Genomic DNA, 1,538 nt, shown 5'->3' on the forward strand with positions numbered 1-1,538 from the left:
CCGTGTGTGTCAGGCTGTTGTGTGACAGGTTTGCTGTTCCCACCAGGTGATACACGCGGCAGGGAAAGGTCCGTCATGGATTTTATTGTTCCTCCCCGTCGTTCGAAGCGGAGCCACTTCACTCTCGATCAAAAGCACGCGATTCTGGATGAGTACGACAAGTGCCTCGAGCGTGGTTCCCGGATTGCGTTCTGCCGGGCCGTGGGCATCGGTGATAACACCATTCGCCTCTGGGTCCAACAGCGCGAGACTGGGGAGCTCAGATCCCGCAGCAAGCAAGGCAGAGAGGATCATCGATTGCGCGAACACGATAAGAGACTGCTCAAACAGGTCCTGAAAGAGAACGAGGTCCTCAAAGCCAAGCTGGCCCGATCCGAGGCCGCGGTGGACATCCTGGGAAAAGCTTCCGCGCTCTTGGACGCCATGGCCAAGAGCGCAGCGGCAACGGATCCGGAACTGAAGGAACCCGAGCCCCAGCGCCCGGAATGGTTGACGTCAAAGCCTGGAAAGACGTCACCCTGAGCTTCGCCGGGAAGCTCGTGGCTGCTGGCTGGTCAGCGGTGAAGGCCTGCGCTTTAGTGGGTCTGCACCGCACCACCTGGTACCGGCACCTGAACCCGCCGGTCCGGGCAGGGATCAGTGTCCCTCAAGCCGACCGGGCCTACCCAAACCGGATCACACCGGCCGAATCCGAGGAGTTCATGGAACTGCTCAACTCCCAGGACTACGGGAACCTGTCAGTCACCCAGGCCTACTACCGGATGCTCGATAAAGGCCACTGTTCATTCTCGATCGCCGCAGCCCACCGGATCGTGGCCAGCCATGGACAAAACGGAGACCGCCGCGCCCAACGCGGCGGAACCGGCCCCGCCCGGGTCAAGCCAGTCCTTGAAGCCACGGCTCCCAACCAACTCTGGAGCTGGGACATCACGATGCTCCACGGCCCCGGAAAACACACCTACAAGCTCTACACAATCATGGACGTATTCTCGCGCAGGGTCGTCGGCCATCGCGTCGAGTACACCGAATCCGCAGCCCTGGCCGCAACGTTAATCCGGAAAGCGGTGGCCGATAACGAGCGCTGCCCTGCAGTGCTCCACGCCGACAACGGCGGCCCCATGCGGGCAGGAACCACCCTGGACCTCGCAAGGGCCCTGGGCATCACCCTGTCCTACTCCCGGCCACGGGTCTCCGACGACAACCCCTACTCGGAATCCCTGTTCAAGACCGTCAAATACTGCCTGGACTTTCCACAACGCTTCCAGGACCTCCAGCACGCACGCGACTACATGGCGGCGTTCTTCACGGACTACAACACCAACCACCGCCACAGCGGCCTGAACTACTACACCCCAGACACCGTCCACTACGGACTGGTCGAGCAAGCACGCCGGCAACGGCAAACAACACTCGATGCCTGCTACGCCCGCAACCCACACCGCTACCGCCGCAGGCCCACCGCACCCGGAGTCCCTCCCCGGGCCGGCATCAACCACAAACAACCCACCCCGCTGTCACAAACAGCTTGATATATACCG

General features: G+C 61.8%; 2 protein-coding genes. Both read left to right on the forward strand.

Annotated elements, in window-relative coordinates; all coding sequences use genetic code 11:
- The first annotated feature begins 75 nt into the window (after window positions 1-75).
- Window positions 76-522 carry a hypothetical protein gene (locus AC1DD5_RS25625; RefSeq protein WP_442006257.1) on the forward strand — a complete coding sequence of 149 codons (447 nt, stop codon included), beginning with the start codon at window positions 76-78 and terminating at the stop codon, window positions 520-522.
- A complete protein-coding gene (locus AC1DD5_RS25630; RefSeq protein ID WP_442006258.1) occupies window positions 486-1,529 on the forward strand; it encodes an IS3 family transposase in 1,044 nt (347 codons plus the stop codon). The genes AC1DD5_RS25625 and AC1DD5_RS25630 overlap by 37 nt, the downstream gene beginning before the upstream one ends.
- Window positions 1,530-1,538: the final 9 nt, after the last annotated feature.

Source organism: Paenarthrobacter sp. 10L420 (genome assembly GCF_056395385.1).

What these genes read in the sequence shown, in the direction of transcription:
- AC1DD5_RS25625 (WP_442006257.1), top strand. Translation starts at nt 76, where the DNA reads ATGGATTTTATTGTTCCTCCCCGTCGTTCGAAGCGGAGCCACTTCACT.
- AC1DD5_RS25630 (WP_442006258.1), top strand. Translation starts at nt 486, where the DNA reads ATGGTTGACGTCAAAGCCTGGAAAGACGTCACCCTGAGCTTCGCCGGG.